The organism is Curtobacterium sp. MCPF17_046, from assembly GCF_003224295.1.
Classification (GTDB): Bacteria; Actinomycetota; Actinomycetes; order Actinomycetales; family Microbacteriaceae; genus Curtobacterium.
In genome coordinates, this window is record NZ_QKLB01000004.1 from 65,658 (window position 1) to 83,944 (window position 18,287).

An 18,287-nucleotide genomic window follows, 5' to 3' on the forward strand; every position below is an offset into this window, starting at 1 on the left:
TGGGAGGTCGCGACATCAGGCGACGCTCCGCAGCGCTTCCGCCGGGCGGAGCCGGGATGCCCGCCACCCCCCGATCGCGCCGGCGAGCAGCCCGCCGAGGACCGCCAGTCCGATCGCGAGCAGGATCACCTCGACCGTGACGGGTGCGTGCAGGACGACGTCGGTGGTCGCGGCGCTCTGACCGCCGCCGCCGAACCCGCCGGCTGGAGCGCCCCCGCTCGTGCTGCTGCCCGCCGCCGCGCTCGCCGCGTTGCCCGGCATGCCGCCGCCAGCGCCGGGACCGGTCCGGCTGCTGCCGGCCGCGCTCGCCGAGACCGTCGGGGCGATCACGTTCACGACGAGGATGCCGACGAGTCCGGCTGCCGCGCCGATGACGCCGCCGATCAGGCCCTGCACGAGCGATTCGCCGGCGACCTGTCGGGTGATGCGGCCGTTCGACCAGCCGATGGCCTTGAGAGTGCCGAACTCACGCGTCCGTCGGGTGACGCCGGAGATCGTGAACAGGATCGCGATGAGGAAGGCCGCCGCCAGGACGACGATCGACAGCCACCGACCGAGGTTCGACACGAGGGTCGATGCCGTGGCGAGGGAGCCGGAGACGCTCGAGGCGAGGTCGGACTCGGTGGACACGGTCGCGCTGCTGAGCTCGTCCTGCAGCGCGGTCTTGATGGTCGCGACGTCCGAGGACGACCCGGCGGAGACGTAGATCGAGGTCACCTCGCCGTCGAGGTCGGCGAGCTCCTGCGCGGTGTCGAGCGGGACGTACGTGTTCGATCCCGTGGTCGACGCGGAACCGGTCGAGGCGACGATGCCGATGACGTCGAAGTCCTCGCCGCCGATCGAGATCGTGTCACCGACGGCCTTCGACTCGCTCGTCGCGTACGAGGAGTCGAGCACGACGACGTCCTCGCCGGCGTCCGCCGTGGTGAAGGTGCGGCCCTTCGTGGTCTCGGTGCTCGTGAGCGGGCCGACCGTGTCGCCGGACACCGGGATGCCGGTCACGGTGAACGAGTCGACGCTGAACGAGCCGCCGCCGAACCCGCCACCGCCCTGGCCACCGTCGCTCGGCGGGGCACCCTGCGCCGCGCCGCTGCTGTCGCTGCTGTCGCTCTGCTGCACCTGCCCGGAGAACGTGCTGTTCTCGAGGGTGAGCACGCCCGTCGCGGCCGCGACGCCGTCGGTGCCGGCGACCGTCTCGACATCCGCGGCGCTCAGGGTCCCGGCTCCGCGGGAGACGGCCAGGCGGGACTGGGACAGGTCCGTCGAGCCGCTGTCGTCGGTGGACCCGCCGTCTGACGAGTTCCCGTTCGAGGCGTCACCGCCGAAGTCGAACGACGGCCGTCCGGTGCTGCTCGACGGAGTCTCGGTCTTCGTGACGGTGATGTCGGTGCCGACGCCGTACACGGACTGCAGCACGCTGGACTGGGCGGACTGCACGCCGCTCGCGATGGACGACACGATCACGACGAGCGCGATGGCCAACGCCATCCCGACCGCGATGACGACGGTCTGCTTCCTGCGGTTCGTGAGTTCGCGCCTGAGGTAGGTCAGGAACATGGTTCTCCTCGGTGGGGGTCGGCTCCGGGAACACCGGTCACGCGGATCGCGCGGCGGGGGCCGACGGGGAGAACCTAGGAAGGGGTGCCAAGGGCCTCCATTCCGTGCCCTATGAGGATCGTGAGGGGCCGAGGTTGCGTCGCCGGAGGTGTGGCGGAGCCGTTCGGCTCGGCCCCGTCCCCCGCCGACCCTCGGGTCGGTCTCCCGTTCGATCCACAGGGCGCATCGGGATGCGCCACAGGGGCTTCATAGGAAGCTCTCCATACTCAGAGACGTGACGATCTCCCAGCCCTCAGCAGCACCGCGCCTCACCCGTGCCGACGGTTCGCCCTTGCGCATCCTCGTCGTCGACGACGAAGCGAGCCTCACCGACCTGCTCTCGATGGCGCTCCGCTACGAGGGCTGGGACGTGCGGAGCGCGAACGGTGGCCAGGACGCCCTGACGAAGGCGCGCGAGTTCCGGCCCGACGCCATGGTGCTCGACGTCATGATGCCGGACCTCGACGGGCTGCAGGTGCTGAGCCGACTGCGGCAGAACAACGACGACACCCCGGTGCTGTTCCTCACCGCGAAGGACTCCGTCGAGGACCGCGTGACCGGCCTCACCGCGGGCGGGGACGACTACGTCACGAAGCCGTTCTCGCTGGAGGAGGTCGTGGCACGCCTGCGCGGGCTCATCCGGCGCTCGCAGATCTCGGTGTCCGAAGCCGGCGACTCGCGCATCGTGGTCGGCGACCTGGTCCTCGACGAGGAGTCGTACGAGGTCTCGCGCGCCGGGCGGACGATCGAGCTCACCGCGACCGAGTTCGAGCTGCTCCGGTTCCTCATGCGCAACCCCCGGCGTGTGCTGTCGAAGGCGCAGATCCTCGACCGCGTGTGGTCGTACGACTTCGGGGGCAAGTCGTCGGTCGTCGAGATCTACATCTCCTACCTGCGCAAGAAGATCGACGCCGGCGAGCAGCCGATGATCCACACCGTGCGCGGGGTGGGCTACGTCATCAAGCCGACCTCCTGACGCGGGTCCGCGCATGACCCTCCGTCGTCGGCTCGTCCTGAGCATCGTCGCGCTCGTCGTCGCCGTCAGCGCCGTGATCGGGGGCGGCAGCATCATCGCGCTGTTCTCCATCCAGCGCTCCGCCATCGACGAGCAGCTGCAGTACGCGACGAGCCGCGCCCAGCGGTCCGTCGAGCAGGAGGGGCCGAACGGTGCCGAGTTCGGGCGACCCTCGGGCCAGGCGGCCGGCACGCTGACCGTGTACGTCCTCGACGGGAACGTCGTCGTCGGCAACGTGCTCGACAACGCCGGACGGGTCGACCGGCTGCGGGCGGACGTGGTCGACCCCCTCGGCGGACTCCGGCTCGACGGACGGGCGCACACCATCGACCTCGGTGCGGACCTCGGGCGCTACCGGGTCACGGCCGCCACCGTCGGCCCGGCCGTCCTCGTCGTCGGGCTGCCGCTCGGCCCGGTCTACGAGAGCGTGTGGAAGCTGTTCGGCGTGGTGCTCGTGGTGACCGGGCTCGCCCTGCTCGCCGCGACCCTCGTCGCGACGGCCGCCGTCCGTCGCGCCCTCCGGCCGCTCGACCGCGTCGCCGAGACCGCGTCCGCCGTCGCCGAGATGCCGCTCGAGCGCAGCGACGCGCTCGTCGGTGTGCGGGTGCCCGACGCCGACCCCGCGACCGAGGTCGGCCGTGTGGGCACGGCCTTCAACCGGATGCTCGGACACATCGCGGGGGCCATGCAGGCACGTGAGCGCTCCGAGCAGAAGGTGCGGCAGTTCGTCGCCGACGCCTCGCACGAACTCCGGACGCCGCTCGCGTCCGTCCGCGGGTACGCCGAACTCACCCGGCGGATCGGCGGGGACCTGCCGCAGGACGTCGTCTACGCGATGAGCCGCATCGAGTCCGAGTCGATCCGGATGACCTCCATGGTCGAGGACCTGCTGCTGCTCGCCCGACTCGACGAGGGCCGGGAGATCCAGTTCGCGGACGTGGACCTGACCGGCCTGGTGCTCGACGCGGTCAACGACGCCCACGCCGCGTCGCCGGACCACCCGATCGAGGTCGACCTGCCGGACGAGCCCGTCGAGGTCCTCGGCGACGCGGCCCGGCTGCACCAGGTGATCGTCAACCTCGTCACGAACGCCAGGACACACACGCCGGACGGCACGCGGATCACCGTGGGGATCGCTCCGGTACCGCCGGCGGACGGCGGCGGCGTCGACCTGACGGTGCGCGACGACGGGCAGGGCATCGACCCGGCCTTCCTGCCCAAGCTCTTCGAGCGGTTCGCGCGGGCGGACAGCTCGCGCTCCCGGACCGCCGGGTCGACGGGACTCGGCCTCGCGATCGTCGACGCGGTCGTGCAGGCGCACGGCGGCCGGGTGAGTGTGACGAGCGAGCCCGGGGACACGGTGTTCACGGTGCACCTGCCGGACCGGACGCGGCAGCCGGTGGGAGCACCTGCGGGTTCCGGCACGTGACCCTGGTGTGGTACGGTTCTTCTCAGCCAAAGACCGCTGGTCGTCGCTGCCGTGCTCAAGCTCGGACAGTGGCCGAAGGTCCTCGTCACGAGGCAGCCCGCGCAGGTGTTCAGAACCACTCCCACTCATCGAGCGGGAGCAGCTCCGAGCCTCTGCGCCGGAGCTTTCTTCATGTGCGGGTTGTGTTCACCACAGCCATGGGACCCGGGGCTGCCAGCAAGAACCCCAAGGAGAACCATGGCGAACAAGGAAGCTGCGGTCGCCGAGCTCACGGAGTCCTTCCGTAGCTCGAACGCCGTTCTGCTCACCGAGTACCGCGGTCTCACGGTCGCGCAGCTCAAGGAGCTCCGCAACTCGATCCGTGAGCACGCCACGTACGCCGTGGTGAAGAACACGCTGACCAAGATCGCGGCCAACGAGGCAGGCATCACGTCGTTCGACGACGAGCTCGCCGGTCCGTCCGCTCTCGCCTTCGTCCACGGTGACACCGTCGCCGTCGCGAAGTCGCTGCGTGCATTCGCCAAGGCGAACCCCGAGCTCGTGGTGAAGGGCGGTTACTTCGACGGTAACCCGCTCACCGCGACCGAGGTGGACAAGCTCGCCGACCTCGAGTCCCGTGAAGTCCTGCTCGGCAAGCTCGCCGGCGCCTTCAAGGCCTCGCTGTTCGGTGCTGCGTACCTGTTCCAGGCACCCCTCTCGCAGGCCGTCCGCACCGTGGACGCCCTCCGTGAGAAGCAGGAGTCCGCGGCCTGACCAGGCACGCGTTCCACAACCACACCACGCATCAGTAAGTAGTAGGAGAAAATCATGGCGAAGCTTTCGCAGGACGAGCTCATCGAGGCCTTCAAGGAGCTCACGCTCATCGAGCTCTCGGACTTCGTGAAGAAGTTCGAAGAGGTCTTCGAGGTCACCGCTGCTGCCCCCGTCGCGGTCGCCGCGGCCGGTGGCGCTGCTGCCCCCGCCGAGGAGGTCGAGGAGAAGACCGAGTTCGACGTCGTGCTCAAGTCGGCCGGTGACAAGAAGATCCAGGTCATCAAGGAGGTCCGTGGCCTCACGTCGCTCGGCCTGGGCGAGGCCAAGGCGCTCGTCGAGACCGCCGACGCGAAGATCCTCGAGGGTGCGAACAAGGAAGCCGCCGACAAGGCAAAGGCTGCCCTCGAGGCCGCTGGCGCCACCGTCGAGCTCGTCTGAGTCCGACCTCCTGGTCACGAAGGCCGCTGCCCCTCGGGGCGGCGGCCTTCGTCGTGTGCGCGGCGCGGCGGCGGGCGGGCGGGGCGGGCGCGGGGGCGAGCGCGGGCGCTTGGCCGCGAAACCGACAGTTCTGCGCCGACCTTCGCCCCCGATCTGTCGGTTCGGCGCCTGGGAAGCGGCATCGGACGAACTGTTGCCTCGGTGTGGAGGACCGAGACCGTCCACAGATCTGCTCGCCGTGCGATCCGCGCCTCGTGGCGAGGCCATGCTGTGCCGCGTGCACCCTGCCGATGCGATCGAACTCCTGCGGACGACGAAGGCCGATCCGTCACGGGCGCGCACGCTGCAACGAGGAGCGGCAGACGGCCACTTCGTCCGGGTGCGGCACGGAGTGTACGTCCCGGCTGCAGCCTGGGCGGCGCTCGACGGGCGGTCCCGGTACCTCGTCCGGATGCGCGCTGCCGTGCCGCTGCTCCCGATCGGGGCGGTCTTCACGCGCGACTCCGCGGCAGCCGTTCTCGGCGTGCCACGCCTGACCTCGTGGCCCGAGCACGTGCACGTGACGGTCCCGGCCCTGGACGCCGACCGTCGTCGGGTCGGACTCACCCTGCACGCCGGAAGACGGCCCGCCGAGGCCGGACGCTTCCACGGGGTACCGGTGGCGAGTCTGGCGGAGACCGTCATCGAGACGTCTCGGCGTTCGAGTCTCAGCGGAGCGGTCGTGGCGGTGGACCATGCGTTGCGGAGCGGCGTACAGCGCCGAGAACTGGAAGGACTGCTGGAGAGCGGTCCCGACTGGGGGCGCGTCCGCGTCGCGAACGCGCTCGGCGTCGCGGACGAGCGGCATGAATCGGTGGGCGAGTCCTTCTTCGCGGCTCGCTGCCACGAACTCCGAGCGCCGTACATGGAGCCGCAGGTGCAGTTCGTCCGACCGGGCGGGAAGACCTACCGCGTCGATTTCTGGATGCCGTCGCTCGGGCTGGTGCTCGAGTTCGACGGCCGTCAGAAGTACCGGGACCACGGAGCTGTGCCCGGTACTGCTGACGACGTCCTGTGGAGCGAGAAGCTGCGCGAGGACGACATCCGAGCAGATGGTGACGTCCGCGGGTTCATCCGCGTGACCTGGTGGCACCTCGTCGACCCGGAGCGATTGCGGACCCTGTTCCGCATGCACGGCGTGCCCTGCCGGTGACCTGACCAGACTTGACCGAGTTCAGGTCATGAAACCGACACTCCGCCGCGGAACTCCTGCGCTGAAGTGTCGGTTTCGCGACGACGTCCCTCTCGACCCGCCTACGCGAGCGTGCTGTGGCGGCGGCCGTAGGCCAGGTACAGCACCGCGCCGGCGACCATCCAGATGCCGAAGGCGATCCACGTGCCCGCGCCGAGCGTCACGGCGAGGAACAGGCAGAACAGCACGCCGAGCACCGGCACGACCGGGAAGAACGGCACGCGGTACGAGCGGTCGAGGTCCGGCTGCGTCCGGCGGAGCACGATCACCGAGATGTTCACGAGGGCGAAGGCGATGAGCGTCCCGATGCTCGTGGCGTCCGCGAGTTCCCCGAGCGGGACCAGCGCGGAGACGATCGTCACGACGATGCCGACGATGAGCGTGTTCGCGATCGGGGTGCCCGTCCGGGGCGACACCCGCCCGAACACCTTCGGCACGAGGCCGTCCCGAGCCATCGACAGCAGGATGCGGGTCTGTCCGTAGAGCACGGTGAGGACCACGCTCGCGATCGCGACCACGGCCCCGATCGAGAACACGAGGGCGACGACGGGCTGCCCGGTGACGTCGACGACGATGCGGACGAGCGACGCTTCGTCAGCGGAGAACGACGTCCAGGACCGAGCACCGATGGCGGCGACGGCGACCAGGATGTACAGCGCGGTGATGAGCGCGATCGACCCGATGATGGCGCGTGGCAGGTCGCGGCGGGGGTCCTTCGCCTCCTCGCCGGCGGTGGAGGCCGCGTCGAAGCCGATGTACGAGAAGAACAGCCGGGAGGCAGCCGCGCTCACCCCGGCAGCACCCATGGGCGCGAGCGGCTCGAAGTTCCCGGCGCGGAACGCCGAGAACGCGACGACGACGAAGAACACCAGGAGGGCGATCTTCACGAGCACCATGAGGGTGTTCACCCAGGCGCTCTCCTTCGCCCCGGGGAGCAGGACGAGCATCGCGATGACGACGAGCGCGGCCGCGGGCAGGTTCACGAAGCCGCCGTCGCCGGGAGGCGCGGACAGCACGGTGGGCAGGTGCAGCCCGAAGACCCGCAGCGTCTCGTCGACGTACTCGCTGGCGCCGACGGCGACCGCCGCGACCGACACCGCGTACTCGAGGACCAGACACCACCCGCAGACCCAGGCGATCCCCTCGCCCATGGTCGCGTAGGTGTAGGAGTAGCTCGACCCGGACGTCGGGACGGCGCCGGCCATCTCGGCGTAGGACAGCGCCGACAGGAGCGCCGCCACACCCGCGATCACGAACGAGATCCAGACGGCGGGTCCGGCGAGCGGGACGGCCGTCCCGAGGACGACGAGGATGCCGGTGCCGAGCGTCGCGCCGACGCTGATCATCGTGAGGTGCCAGACCCCGAGTGTCCGTCGGAGCGGCTGCCCGTCGACGCCTTCGGCGGCCTCCGCGCGGAGCTGGTCCACCGGCTTGCGCCGGAGGAGCTGGTGGGCGAGTGACGGCGCGGACGACATGGGACCTCACGGGGGCGCTTGCGGTGGACGCGACATCGTCCCACGGCCCTCGGACGGGGTCCAAACCAGACGGTCCCTCCTTCCACACGGGAGGCCCGGACCGCCTCCGTCCACAGCCCTCGGCGAACGCGTCGGGCCGGGGCCGTCCGCGGGCGTACATTCATCCGAGGACGGCGCCGGACGGCGCGGAGAGGGTGCGGATGAGTCGGATGGACGCGGTCGCCGGCGGCGGCGGGATGCGCGGTGGCGGTGGCGGTGGACCCCGCGGCCGGATCTCGAGTGGCGACCCGGACGCGCAGCGTGCGGCGAACGCCGAGGCGCCGCAGATCCCGCACCTGCTGCGTCGCATCGCCGGACTGTTCGTCCCGCACCGGCGCGCGATCGTCCTGACGGTCGTGCTCGTGCTGGTCGGGGCCGCCCTCTCGGTCATCCCGCCGCTGCTGACCCAGCAGGCGTTCGACCGCGGGCTGTTCCCGCCGGAGGGCAGACCGGACGTGCCGGTGCTCGCCGTGCTGGTCGCAGCCATGATCGGGCTGTGGATCGCGAGCGCCGGGATCGGCGTGTGGCAGACGTACCTGACCGCCACCGTCGGCAACAAGGTCATGGGCGCGATGCGGATGCGGTTGTTCGGGCACCTGCAGCGGATGGAACTCGCGTTCTTCACCCGGACGAAGACCGGCGTGATCCAGAGCCGCCTGCAGAACGACGTCGGCGGCGTCGCGAGCGTCCTGAACAACACGATCTCGTCGGTCCTCGGCAACACCGTGACGGTCATCGCCGCGGTCGTCGCGATGCTGCTCCTGAGCTGGCAGATGACCCTGGTGGCGGTGGTCCTGCTGCCCCTGCTCGTCATCGCCCAGCGCAAGGTCGGCAAGGTCCGCGCCCGGATCGCCACGCAGACCCAGGAGTCCCTGTCCGACATGACCGCGATCACGCAGGAGACCCTGAGCGTGTCGGGGATCCTGCTCGCGAAGAGCTTCAACCAGCAACGTGCCGAGATCCACCGCTACGGGGACGAGAACCGCAACCAGATCGGGCTGCAGGTCCGACAGCAGATGTCCGGTCAGTGGTTCTTCGCCATCGTGCAGATCTTCCTGTCGATCATCCCGGCGGTCATCTACCTCGTGGCCGCGTACCTCGTCCTCGGCGGCGTCCCGATCACGGCGGGCACCATCGTGGCCTTCACGACCGTGCAGTCCCGGCTGCTGTTCCCGACCGTCGGCCTGCTCCGCGTCGTGCTCGACCTGCAGACGTCGGGGGCGCTGTTCGCCCGCATCTTCGAGTACTTCGACCTGAAGCCGGCGATCACGGACGCGCCCACCGCGAAGCCGGTCGACGAACGACGGGTGGGACACGTGGCGTTCGACCACGTCTCGTTCTCGTACCCGGACGGCGAAGCCGACAAGCCCACCCTGCGCGACGTCTCGTTCGAGTTGCAGCCCGGACAGTTCGCGGCCTTCGTCGGACCGTCCGGCGCGGGCAAGACGACGATCTCGTACCTGGTGCCGCGGCTGTACGAGGCGACCGCCGGTTCGGTCCGGTTCGCCGGGCAGGACGTCCGCGACCTCGTGCACGAGGACCTCATGGCGCACATCGGCATCGTGAGTCAGGAGACCTACCTGTTCCACGCGACCATCGGTGACAACCTCCGGTACGCCAAGCCGGGGGCGACCGACGCCGAACTCGAACGGGCGGCACGTGCCGCGAACATCCACGAGACGATCGCCTCGTTCCCGGACGGGTACGACACGGTCGTGGGGGAGCGGGGCTACCGGTTGTCCGGCGGGGAGAAGCAACGCATCGCCATCGCCCGCGTGCTGCTCAAGGACCCGCCCGTCCTCGTGCTCGACGAGGCGACGAGCGCGCTCGACTCCATCTCCGAACGGGTCGTGCAGGCGGCGCTGGACACCGCGGCGCGGGGCCGGACGACGATCTCGATCGCACACCGCCTGTCGACCATCCGGGACGCGGACGTGGTCTTCGTGCTCGACCACGGGCAGATCGTCGAGCAGGGGACGCACGACGAACTCATCGCCCTCGGCGGTACCTACGCGACCCTGCACGAGCAGCAGAGCGACCCCGTGGTGGCCGCCCGCGAGTGACCGGCGGCCCTCGTGGGCGCTGCTGGTCCGGCGTGGCGTGCCGGGACGCCCGGGCCGTTCGTTCGCCCTTGGCTGACACCGGCTGGGTGTTCGTCGCGGGACGGCGCACACCGGGGCACGCGACCTAGACTCTCCTGGTGCGTTACGCGAACTCCGTCATCGACCTCGTCGGCGACACACCGCTCGTCAAGCTCAATCGTGTCACCGAGGGGATCCGGGCCACCGTCCTGGTGAAGGTCGAGGCCTTCAACCCGGGTGGTTCGGCCAAGGACCGCATCGCGACGCGGATCCTCGACGCGGCCGAGGCATCCGGCGAGCTGCTCCCCGGCGGCACGATCGTCGAGCCCACCTCGGGGAACACCGGCGTCGGCCTCGCGCTCGTCGCCCAGCAGCGCGGCTACCGGTGCGTGTTCGTCCTCCCGGACAAGGTCGGCGAGGACAAGCGCAACGTCCTCACCGCGTACGGCGCCGAGATCGTCGTGACGCCGACCGCCGTCGCGCCCGACGACCCGGAGTCCTACTACTCCGTGTCCGACCGGCTCGTGCGCGAGATCCCCGGCGCGTACAAGCCGAACCAGTACGCGAACCCGAACGGTCCGCGCAGCCACTACGAGACGACCGGGCCGGAGATCTGGCGCGACACGGAGGGGCGCCTGACACACTTCGTCGCAGGTGTCGGCACCGGCGGCACGATCTCGGGCACCGGCCGCTACCTGAAGGAAGCGTCCGACGGCGGCGTCCGCATCATCGGCGCCGACCCGGAGGGCTCGGTGTACTCCGGCGGGACCGGCCGCCCCTACCTGGTCGAGGGCGTCGGTGAGGACTTCTGGCCCGCCGCCTACGACGCCGGCGTCCCGGACGAGATCATCGCCGTGTCGGACGCGGACTCGTTCGCGATGACCCGCCGCCTGGCGCGCGAGGAGGGTCTGCTCGTCGGTGGCTCGAGCGGCATGGCCGTCGTCGCCGCGCTGCGGGCCGCGGAGGACCTGACCGAGGACGACATCGTGGTGGTGCTGCTGCCGGACGGCGGCCGCGGGTACCTCGGCAAGATCTTCAACGACCGGTGGATGCGTTCCTACGGCTTCGCGGAGACCGAGGACGAGCGGAGCGTCGGCGACCTCATCGCCGGCAAGGACGGACGGCTGCCGGACCTCGTGCACGCCCATCCGTCGGACACCGTCCGCGACGTCGTCGACATCATGACGAAGTACGGCGTCTCGCAGATGCCCGTCCTGAGCGCCGAGCCGCCCGTCGTCATGGGCGAGGTCGTCGGGGCCGTCGAGGAGAAGACGTTGCTCGAGCACGTGTTCACCGGTGCCGCGGGGATGGCCGATGCGCTCACCCCGTTCGTCGGCGACCCGCTGCCCCTCATCGGGATCGGGGAGTCCGTGTCGGCCGCACGCCGGGCCCTCGAGTCGGTGGACGCCCTGCTCGTCGTCGGCGACGGCAAGCCGGTCACGGTGCTGACGCGCCACGACGTGCTCACCTACCTCTCCGAGTGACGGCGGGCGGCACCGCCGCGCCCGCGTCACCGACCACGGACGGCGCCCCATGTCAGCCGCGCCGGTACGGGACGTGAGCGACGCACCGCCGAGCCCCGCCGACACGGGCACGAGCGATGGCCGTCCGGCCCACCGCCCGCCCACTCACAGCGAGACGACCACACAGACCGCACCGAGCCTCCAGGAAGGGGCACCCGCGACATGACCGAGTTCAGCACCCGCGCCATCCACGCCGGCCAGGAGCCCGACGCCGCCACCGGCGCCGTCATCCCGCCGCTGTTCCTGACCTCGACCTACGTGCAGGACGGCGTCGGCGGCCTGCGCGGCGGGTACGAGTACTCCCGCTCCGGCAACCCGACCCGCGACTCGCTGCAGACGCTCCTGGCCGACCTGGACGGTGGCGTCGCCGCGTACTCGTTCTCGTCCGGGCTGGCGGGGGAGGACGCCCTCCTCCGTGCCTACCTGGAGCCGGGAGCACGGATCGTGATGGGCAACGACGTCTACGGCGGCACGCACCGGCTCGCGAACCGACTGCACGTGCCGTGGGGGATCGAGCTCGTCACGGTCGAGATGAGCGAGCCGGACCGGGTCCGCGCCGCGCTCGCCGACAGCCCCGCGAAGACCGTGCTCTGGGTCGAGACGCCGACGAACCCGCTCATGAAGATCGCGGACATCGAGACCCTCGCCGCGATCGGACACGAGGCCGGCGCGCTCGTCGTCGTGGACAACACCTTCGCCTCGCCGGCCCTGCAGCAGCCGCTGTCGCTCGGCGCCGACGTGGTCGTGTACTCGACGACGAAGTACCTCGGCGGCCACTCCGACGTCGTCGGCGGCGCCGTGGTGCTGCGTGACCGGGAGCTGGCCGACGCGGTGCAGTTCGTGCAGTTCGGCGGCGGTGCGATCTCGTCGCCGTTCGACGCCTGGCTGACGATCCGCGGGATCAAGACGCTCAGCGTCCGGATGGAGCGCCACTCCTCCAACGCGCAGGCCGTCGCCGAGGCGCTGCTCGCGCACCCGGCCGTCGAGCACGTGTACTACCCGGGCCTGCCGGAGCACCCCGGCCACGACATCGCCGCGAAGCAGATGCGCGGCTTCGGCGGCATGCTCTCGGTGGCGCTCACCGGTGGTGCCGAGGCGGCCAAGCGTTTCGCCGAGTCCACGGAGCTGTTCGCCCTGGCGGAGTCGCTGGGCGGTGTGGAGTCGCTCATCGGTTACCCGAGCGAGATGACGCACGCGTCGGTGAAGGGCACCGAGCTGGCGGTGCCCGAGAACGTCGTCCGCCTGTCGGTCGGCATCGAGGACGCCGGCGACCTCGTCGCCGACGTGCAGCAGGCGCTCGACCGCTGATCCCGGGGGTCCCAGGTCCCGGACACCGGGACCCCCCCCGGCACCCCCGGGACCCCGGGCCGACCCGCCGTCCTACGATGACCGGGTGACCTCCACGACGGCGACCCGGACGAGCGTGTTCGCGCCGCGGTACCTCGTGGCGACGATCGGCATGGTCGCGATCGTGGCGGTCTCGGCGTTCCAGAACCTGGCGATGACGACGATCATGCCGGTCATCTCCGAGGACCTGCACGGTGAGACGTTGTACTCGCTGAGCTTCGCAGCGCCCCTCGCCGCCGGCGTCCCCGGCATGGTCCTCGCCGGGAACTGGACGGACCGCGCGGGCGGCCGGGTCGTCGCGTGGGTGTCCGCGTCCCTGTTCGCGATCGGCACGGCGGTCGTCATGGTCGCTCCGACGATGCCGGTGTTCCTGGCCGGTCGACTCGTGGAGGGCTTCGGCGCGGGTGCGATCGACGTCGTGCTCTACGTCCTCGTGGCCCGGGTCTTCCCGGCCGACCTGCACGGCTCGGTGTTCGCCGGGTTCGCGGCCGCCTGGGTGGTGCCCGCCCTCGTCGGACCGGCGGTGGCCGGCATCGTGACGGACGCCCTGGGCTGGCACTGGGTGTTCGCCGGGGCACTCGTGATCGCCGTCGTCGCGTTCGCGTGCCTGGTCCCGACGCTGCGGCACCTGCGGCCGCCCGCACCGGAGGCCCGACCGCCCTGGCAGGGTCGGCGCATCGCCTGGTCGGTGGCCGCGTCCGCCGCCGTGCTCCTGCTCAACACCGCTCCCGACCTGCCCCTCGCCGTCCGCTCCGTGGCGGTCGGGGTGGGACTGGTCGGCGCGTGGACGGCGCTCCGTCCGCTCCTGCCCCGGCGCACGTTCACGGGCGGCGCGGGCCTGCCGTCGGTCGTGCTCCTCCGCGGGGTCCTCGCCGCCGGGTTCTTCGGCAGTGAGGCGTACGTCCCCTTCCTGCTCCAGGCGCAGCACGGCCTGGAACCCTCGGCGGCCGGACTCGCGCTCACCGTGGCCGCCCTGAGTTGGGCCGGTGCGAGCTGGTTGCACGGCCGCCTGGGGGAGCAGCGCCTCCCGGCCACACGGGCCTTCGGCGCCGGACTGGGGCTCGTCCTGGTGAGCCTGCTGTCCGCGCTCGCGGTCGCCCTGGTGGACCTGCCCGTGTGGGTGCTCGTCGCCGGCTGGTTCGTCGGCGGCGCCGGCATGGGGGTGGCGTACCCGCGGACGTCGATGCTCACGCTCCGCTTCTCGCGGGAGGGCGACGACGGCTTCGCCAGTTCCGCCCTGACGATCGCGGACGCGTCCGGCAGCGTCGTCGGGTTGGCGATCGCCGGTCTGCTGTTCACCACCGCGGGCGGCCGGGAGGAGCCGACGGCCTTCGCGCTCGTGTTCGCCGCGATGACGGTGGTCGCCCTCGTCGGGCTCGTGGCCGTGCGGCGGCTCGGACCGGTCCCACCGCCGCCACGGTCGCCGTCACCGGAGGCACCGGGCGGGTAGCCTGGCAGACCCGGACCGAGGAGGACCCGTGCGTCGCACCGCAGCAGTCGTGCTGACCGCCACGCTGGCGGTCGGCGCCCTCGTGCTCACGGGGTGCAGCGGGACGACCACGACGGCTCCGACGCCGGTGCGGAGCACCGACCTCACGAGCTCGGACGGCGGGTTCGCCGAGGACGCCGTGATCGGGGTCGTGCTGACGGCTGACGCGGCGACGCCGACCGACTCCGGTGACGGCCGTTCGCTGGCGACCCGGTTCCGCGAGGAACTCACCGAGGCCGGGTTCCGCCCGGACGTCCGGGTCGCGGGGGCCGATCAGCCCGCCCGACAGCGGGCGGCCGTGCACGACCTGGTCCGGACCGGCGCCAAGGCGCTCGTCGTCCGGGCAGCGGACCCCGACGCGCTCCGCACGGAGCTCCGGGACGCACACGACGCGGGCGTCGTGGTCGTGGCGCTCGGTGGTGCCCTGCCGTCCTCGGGCGGCGGGAACGACGGACTCGCGTCGGACTACCGCATCGACGGCGCTGACTCGGACGCCGACCTCGTCAGCCGGAGCGTGGCGATGGTGTCGTCACTGCAGCGCGGCGAGGAGCCGCGGGACGGGGACGACCCCGCGCAGTAGCGCCCCGTCCGACCGCCGGCGCGGTGGGCCGGGAGGCCCGTGGGCGGTCGGCGACGTCGGGGCGGGGCAGGGTGCCACCAGGGCGTCGAGCAGCGCCACCAGGCGCCAGGCAGCGCCACCAGGGGACGGACCGGCGACAGGGACGGGTCAGCGCCACCAGGCCGGGAACGAGCGCGTGATCGTCTCGACGAGGGCCTTCCGGGAGCGTCGAGGACCGCCGAGCCACGCCTCGATCGCACCGACGAACCCCTGCGCGACGAAGCCGGCGGCCACCTCGTCGATGATGTCCGGCTTCACCGCGGGGTCGAGCTCGTCGATGTGCATGGCACTCGACACGGTGAAGTGCCCGACCAGCAGACGGTGCAGTGAGGCGTCGTTCGGGTCGGGGAGCGCGAGGGCGTAGACGTCCCGGTGGGCCGTCACGTGGTCGATGACGGCCTCGATGCCGCGGCGGGTGATGGTGGCGAGCTCGTCGGGACCGGCCCCTCGCTCGACGGCTGCGCGGTGTGCCTCGGCGTCGTCGGCACGGATGCGGTCGAGTTCGGGTGTGAGCACGTCGGCGAGCAACGACCCGGGGGACACCGCGTGCGAGTAGAACGTCGCACGGTTGATGCCGGCGGCGCGGGTGACGTCCGCGACCGTGATCTGCGACACCGGGCGGTCGGCAGCGAGTCGGAGCACGGCCTCCTTGAGGGCAGCCGTCGTGTGCAGGATCCGAGCGTCGACCATGACGCTCCTCCCATCTCGTTCGCGGTGCTCCCGGCGCACCTCGGCCGGGAGTCCGACGCTACCGCACCGTCGGGCCGCGCCACCGGTCCGCCGCACCCTCGTGTGGACGCGCGCCGGGCCTCCCGGCCGGGGGAACCGGAGCCGAGCGACGGCCGCGCGTCCGGTCCGCGCGTCCGGTCCGCGCGGACGTCCGCGTCCGCGGTTGTCGTCGTGTCGCACCGACCCGTACCATGGTGGAACGGACCGAATCGATTCGAGCGGCCGATCCCACCCCACCGCCTGCCTTTCGGAGGATCTCGTCGTGTCCGCGCCTGCGACCACCGGCTCACTCAAGGTCATCCTGCACCCGGGCGACTCGCTCACCCGTGCGCAGCGACTCGTCTACGTCTTCGTGCTCGGCGCGCTCACGGCGCTCGGACCCTTCACGATCGACCTCTACCTGCCGGCGTTCCCGTCGCTCGAGCGGGACCTCGGCATCTCCGCCGGCGCGGTGCAGCTCACGCTCACCGCGACCACCATCGGCTTCGCGATCGGGCAGCTCCTGGTCGGGCCGTGGAGCGACAAGGTGGGCCGCCGACTCCCGCTCATCATCGCGACGAGCCTGCACGTCACCGCCTCGGTCTGCGCCGCCCTCGCGCCGAACGTCGAGGTCCTCGCGCTGTTCCGTGTCCTGCAGGGCATGGGCGCCGCGGCCGGTGGCGTCGTCGCGATGGCGACCGTGCGTGACCTGTTCGGCGGGAAGCCGCTGGTGCGCATGCTGTCGCGACTGGCGATGGTGAACGGGCTGGCCCCGATCCTCGCGCCGCTCATCGGCTCGCAGATGCTCCGGTTCTTCCCGTGGCGCGGGATCTTCGTGTTCCTCGCCTGCTACGGCCTGGCGGTCGTCATCGCCTCGATCCTGCTCATCGTCGAGACGCTGCCGAAGGAACGCCGGCAGGAGGCCGGGCACTCGACCATCGGCCAGCGGTACCGCGCGCTGTTCTCCGACCGGATCTTCGTCGGGGTGGCACTCATCGGTGCGATGGTGTTCAGCGGGTTGTTCTCGTACCTCAGTGCGTCGCCGTTCCTGTTCCAGGGGGTGTTCGGGCTCGACGCGCAGCAGTACGGCCTGCTCTTCGCCGTGAACTCGGTCGGCGTCGTCCTCGGCGTGCAGATCTCCTCGCGGCTTGCGCAGCGCGTCGGACCGCAGTGGATCCTGGCCTGTTCGACCGCGACGCTCTTCCTGGCCGCGCTGGCGATCGTCGTGCTGGACCAACTCGACGCGGGTCTGGTCGGCGTGCTCGTCCCGCTCTGGTTCTACATCGCGGCGTGCGGGTTCTCGTTCCCGCTCGTGCAGGTGATCGGTCTCGCGTCGCACGGCAAGGAGGCCGGCACCGCGGCGTCCCTCCTCGGCGCGCTGAACTTCGGCGTCGCCGGGATCATCTCGCCGGTCGTGGGTCTGCTCGGCATCTCGACGGCCACCCCGATGGCCATGGTGATGGGGACGACCGCGTTCGTCGCGATCCTCGTGCTGTGGTTCGTCGTGCGCCCGAGGACGGTCCCGGCCCTCACTCACTGAGGGCGGGCGGTGACCCGGCGGTCACTTCCGGACGAGGCCGACCGTCTCCGCGACGAGCAGTCCGCCGACGGTCAGCACGGCCGCGCCGCCGACCAACGCCACCGCCGCAGGTCGCTCGTACCACTGGCGGAGCCGGGGCCAGCGACGGGAGAACTCCCGGGCCGACATCGTGCCGTGGAGGCGCTCCGTCCGGACGTCGAACCGGTCGACCAGCCGCTCGACACCGTCGTCGCCCCACACGTCGCCCCGGACACGGAACAGCGCTTCGCCCGCGGGGTCGAGCGCGACGAGGTCACGGCTGGCGCGCTCCGCCGAGGCGCCGTGCCGGGTGACGAGCAGGACGTCGTGCACGCGGGAGCGGGCGACCGTCCGGGTGCCGGTGAGCACGCCGCGGATCGTGACGCTGTCCTGGTGGACCGCGACGAACGCGGTGCGGAGCCGGAGGTAGGCGGCGGCGACCACCGCGGCGAGCAGGAGCACGACCACGGCGACCACGGCCCCGAGTCCCGTCGGGACCGCCGACCAGACGACCGCGACCGCGATCGGCAGGGCGGAGAAGCCGATGCTCAGTCCGGTGGAGCGGACGAGTGCCGCCCGCGGTCGCACGAGTTCCTCGGCCGTGCTCGTGTCGAGCGGTGTCGCTCGCGCCGTCGTTTCCCCCACGGCAGGTCTCCTCGTCCCCGGAGTGCACGGGCGCGGCGGAGCGCCGGGCCCGCGACGGCGCCCCTGCCGTCCGATGCTGGTCGAGTGCGTCGGGTCCCTCCGGCGCGCTCGTCCGGTCAGCATAGGGGAGTGGTCGCGGCGGGGACAGGCGGTCGGCCGCTTTCCGGAGGGTCGGTCCGCGACGGGGTGCGCGCGGGTCCGCCGCCTGGGGGACCAGTGGGACCAGCGGGGCCAGCGGGACCACCCGGATCGACGCCGGCGGAACCGACGGGACCAGCGTGACCGGCCTGGCGGGCGCCCGGGCCTCCCGGCACGGCCACCGCCCGCGGTGATGAGCCCCG

Annotated in this window: 15 protein-coding genes; 11 read left to right on the forward strand and 4 right to left on the reverse strand. The window is 71.6% G+C overall.

The window, feature by feature from the left end; all coding sequences use genetic code 11:
* Positions 1-15 precede the first annotated feature (15 nt).
* The gene (locus DEJ32_RS05030; RefSeq protein ID WP_110900506.1) at positions 16-1,557 is read right to left on the reverse strand and encodes an ABC transporter permease; all 1,542 of its coding nucleotides are present in this window, start codon (positions 1,555-1,557) and stop codon (positions 16-18) included.
* Positions 1,558-1,831: 274 nt separating this feature from the next.
* On the opposite strand from DEJ32_RS05030, the gene DEJ32_RS05035 reads away from it, so the two are divergent.
* From DEJ32_RS05035 to DEJ32_RS05055, 5 genes are all read left to right on the forward strand, one after another.
* Entirely contained in the window at positions 1,832-2,572 is a 741-nt protein-coding gene (locus DEJ32_RS05035; protein WP_181420583.1) for a response regulator transcription factor, read from the forward strand.
* A 13-nt stretch (positions 2,573-2,585) separates the two neighbouring features.
* Positions 2,586-4,040 (forward strand): cell wall metabolism sensor histidine kinase WalK, encoded by a 1,455-nt coding sequence (locus tag DEJ32_RS05040; RefSeq protein WP_110900507.1) that lies wholly within the window; start codon positions 2,586-2,588, stop codon positions 4,038-4,040.
* A 237-nt stretch (positions 4,041-4,277) separates the two neighbouring features.
* On the forward strand, positions 4,278-4,793 hold the full coding sequence (gene rplJ / locus DEJ32_RS05045) for a 50S ribosomal protein L10 (RefSeq protein ID WP_110824615.1): 516 nt from the start codon (positions 4,278-4,280) through the stop codon (positions 4,791-4,793).
* A 54-nt stretch (positions 4,794-4,847) separates the two neighbouring features.
* Positions 4,848-5,231 (forward strand): 50S ribosomal protein L7/L12, encoded by a 384-nt coding sequence (gene rplL / locus DEJ32_RS05050; RefSeq protein WP_110824614.1) that lies wholly within the window; start codon positions 4,848-4,850, stop codon positions 5,229-5,231.
* Between the two features lie 277 nt (positions 5,232-5,508).
* A complete protein-coding gene (locus DEJ32_RS05055) occupies positions 5,509-6,423 on the forward strand; it encodes a hypothetical protein (protein ID WP_146234077.1) in 915 nt (304 codons plus the stop codon).
* Between the two features lie 101 nt (positions 6,424-6,524).
* Here DEJ32_RS05055 and DEJ32_RS05060 read toward each other — a convergent pair whose 3' ends face one another.
* The gene (locus DEJ32_RS05060; protein WP_110900509.1) at positions 6,525-7,937 is read right to left on the reverse strand and encodes an APC family permease; all 1,413 of its coding nucleotides are present in this window, start codon (positions 7,935-7,937) and stop codon (positions 6,525-6,527) included.
* Positions 7,938-8,146: 209 nt separating this feature from the next.
* On the opposite strand from DEJ32_RS05060, the gene DEJ32_RS05065 reads away from it, so the two are divergent.
* The 5 genes from DEJ32_RS05065 (at position 8,147) to DEJ32_RS05085 (ending at position 14,996) form a co-directional block, all read left to right on the forward strand.
* Positions 8,147-10,039 (forward strand): ABC transporter ATP-binding protein, encoded by a 1,893-nt coding sequence (locus DEJ32_RS05065; RefSeq protein ID WP_110900510.1) that lies wholly within the window; start codon positions 8,147-8,149, stop codon positions 10,037-10,039.
* 137 nt (positions 10,040-10,176) lie between these two features.
* Complete coding sequence (locus DEJ32_RS05070; RefSeq protein ID WP_110900511.1) at positions 10,177-11,541, forward strand: cystathionine beta-synthase; 1,365 nt, start codon at positions 10,177-10,179, stop codon at positions 11,539-11,541.
* Between the two features lie 201 nt (positions 11,542-11,742).
* Positions 11,743-12,888 carry a cystathionine gamma-synthase gene (locus DEJ32_RS05075; RefSeq protein ID WP_110890012.1) on the forward strand — a complete coding sequence of 382 codons (1,146 nt, stop codon included), beginning with the start codon at positions 11,743-11,745 and terminating at the stop codon, positions 12,886-12,888.
* 85 nt (positions 12,889-12,973) lie between these two features.
* Positions 12,974-14,377 (forward strand): MFS transporter, encoded by a 1,404-nt coding sequence (locus DEJ32_RS05080; RefSeq protein WP_110900512.1) that lies wholly within the window; start codon positions 12,974-12,976, stop codon positions 14,375-14,377.
* Positions 14,378-14,405: 28 nt separating this feature from the next.
* Positions 14,406-14,996, forward strand: coding sequence for a substrate-binding domain-containing protein (locus tag DEJ32_RS05085; RefSeq protein ID WP_181420584.1), 591 nt, complete (start codon positions 14,406-14,408; stop codon positions 14,994-14,996).
* A 147-nt stretch (positions 14,997-15,143) separates the two neighbouring features.
* Here DEJ32_RS05085 and DEJ32_RS16155 read toward each other — a convergent pair whose 3' ends face one another.
* Complete coding sequence (locus DEJ32_RS16155) at positions 15,144-15,725, reverse strand: TetR/AcrR family transcriptional regulator (protein ID WP_181419562.1); 582 nt, start codon at positions 15,723-15,725, stop codon at positions 15,144-15,146.
* 301 nt (positions 15,726-16,026) lie between these two features.
* Here DEJ32_RS16155 and DEJ32_RS05095 point away from each other — a divergent pair, with 301 nt between their 5' ends.
* Positions 16,027-17,283 (forward strand): multidrug effflux MFS transporter, encoded by a 1,257-nt coding sequence (locus DEJ32_RS05095; RefSeq protein ID WP_110890008.1) that lies wholly within the window; start codon positions 16,027-16,029, stop codon positions 17,281-17,283.
* A 21-nt stretch (positions 17,284-17,304) separates the two neighbouring features.
* Here DEJ32_RS05095 and DEJ32_RS05100 read toward each other — a convergent pair whose 3' ends face one another.
* Positions 17,305-17,946 (reverse strand): hypothetical protein, encoded by a 642-nt coding sequence (locus tag DEJ32_RS05100; protein WP_110900514.1) that lies wholly within the window; start codon positions 17,944-17,946, stop codon positions 17,305-17,307.
* Between the last annotated feature and the right edge of the window lie 341 nt (positions 17,947-18,287).

Bases quoted from the DNA above. Each gene is read 5' to 3' on its own strand.
- rplL (WP_110824614.1), top strand. From the start codon at position 4,848: ATGGCGAAGCTTTCGCAGGACGAGCTCATCGAGGCCTTCAAGGAGCTC.
- rplJ (WP_110824615.1), top strand. From the start codon at position 4,278: ATGGCGAACAAGGAAGCTGCGGTCGCCGAGCTCACGGAGTCCTTCCGT.
- DEJ32_RS05060 (WP_110900509.1), bottom strand. From the start codon at position 7,937: ATGTCGTCCGCGCCGTCACTCGCCCACCAGCTCCTCCGGCGCAAGCCG.
- DEJ32_RS05065 (WP_110900510.1), top strand. From the start codon at position 8,147: ATGGACGCGGTCGCCGGCGGCGGCGGGATGCGCGGTGGCGGTGGCGGT.
- DEJ32_RS16155 (WP_181419562.1), bottom strand. From the start codon at position 15,725: ATGGTCGACGCTCGGATCCTGCACACGACGGCTGCCCTCAAGGAGGCC.
- DEJ32_RS05075 (WP_110890012.1), top strand. From the start codon at position 11,743: ATGACCGAGTTCAGCACCCGCGCCATCCACGCCGGCCAGGAGCCCGAC.
- DEJ32_RS05040 (WP_110900507.1), top strand. From the start codon at position 2,586: ATGACCCTCCGTCGTCGGCTCGTCCTGAGCATCGTCGCGCTCGTCGTC.
- DEJ32_RS05030 (WP_110900506.1), bottom strand. From the start codon at position 1,557: ATGTTCCTGACCTACCTCAGGCGCGAACTCACGAACCGCAGGAAGCAG.